Raw genomic sequence first — 1,427 nt, 5'->3', positions numbered from 1 at the left:
CGACCTGTCCGCGGGCAAGCAGGCGGTGCTCACCACCGGCCTGTGGAACCCGTCCGACTACTGCCAGCGCAACGCCCCGCTGGCCACCGCCTGCCAGCCCGCCTCCACCGAACCCGCGGGCGGGCGGACCCTGGTGAGCTTCCCCTACCAGGCCCGCACCTCGAACGGCGGCGCCGCGCAGGTCACCGACCTGTCCACCGCGACGGACACCGGCACGGTCTTCGGCCTGGCCTGGAACCGCGACGACCAGCGGCTGTTCAGCTCCGCGCTGGCCAAGGCCGGCACCCGCTACGGCCCCGGCGGCCCGGGCGCGATCTACGTCACCGACCCGGCGAAGAAGACCACCGCCCTGTTCGCCACCGTCCCGAACGCCGGGACGACCGCGCACGACGGCGACGACGGCAGCTTCCTCGTCGGCGGCGTCTGCTCCGGCCAGTCCACCGGGAAGATCACCGACCTGCGGGCCGTCGTGCTGCCCTTCGACCCGGCCACCGGCGCCTTCAAGGCGGCCGTGCTCGACCAGCCGCTCGACTACCCGCGCCAGCGCGCCACCCCGTGGGCCACCGACCCGGTCTGCCAGGGCGCGGGCTGGTTCCCGTGGACCGACGGCTGGCCGGTCGACGGCCAGGGCCGCCCGTGCGCGGGCAAGGGCTTCGCCGAGCCCGAACCGGAACTCGGCGAGATCGGCTTCGAGACCGACGGCTCGATGCTGCTGGCCTTCCGCGACCGGCTCGCCGACCGCATCTCCGGCGCCAACCTGACCGCCCCGGTCTGGGCGGGCGGCGACCTCGGCAAGGCGTGCAAGTCCGGCGCGACGTACGTGCTGGACGCGAACGAGGGCTGCGGGATCACCACCCGCGGCGGCAAGTTCTTCGACGTGCACCGGGTCACCACCTACCACCCGAACGCCGCCTACGCGGGCCTGGCGCTGTCCCGGGTCGCCTCGAAGTGCTCTGCGACCGCGCCCCGCTGCAGATCGGCAACCGGGTCTGGTACGACCCCGAGCGCTCCGGGCAGCAACTCCCGCAGCAGCAGCCGGTACCGGGCGCGACCGTCCACCTGTACGACGCGGACGGCAAGCTGGTCGGCACCACCAAGACCACCGCCCGCGGCGAGTACTACTTCGACGACACCAACGTCACCGGCGGCCTCAAGCCGAGGACCGGCTACACCGTCCGCCTCGACAACCCCGCCGACTACGCCGAGGGCGGCCCGCTGCACCACTGGACCCCGGCCAAGGCCGACGCCCGCGGCCAGTACGCGGAACAGGCCCTGACCACCGGCGGCCCCGGCCAGGACGACCACAGCTTCGACTTCGGGTTCAGCCGCCAGCAGGGCGCGCTGCGCCTGGTCAAGCACGACCAGGACGGCAAGCCGCTGCCCGGTGCGGTCTTCCAGCTGTGGCGCGAGTCCAACGGCACCGACGG

1 protein-coding gene is annotated in these 1,427 nt (G+C 73.8%); it reads left to right on the top strand.

Annotated features, from left to right (window positions below; all coding sequences use genetic code 11):
• Positions 1-42: 42 nt before the first annotated feature.
• A partial coding sequence (locus IH44_RS49940) for an SdrD B-like domain-containing protein (protein WP_369795057.1) occupies positions 43-1,427 on the top strand: 1,385 nt, incomplete at its 3' end.

This window comes from Kitasatospora sp. NRRL B-11411 (assembly GCF_000721345.1).
Lineage (GTDB): Bacteria > Actinomycetota > Actinomycetes > Streptomycetales > Streptomycetaceae > Kitasatospora > Kitasatospora cineracea.
Note: the sequence above shows the minus strand (reverse complement) of the source record. Positions and strands in the feature narration are given on the sequence as shown.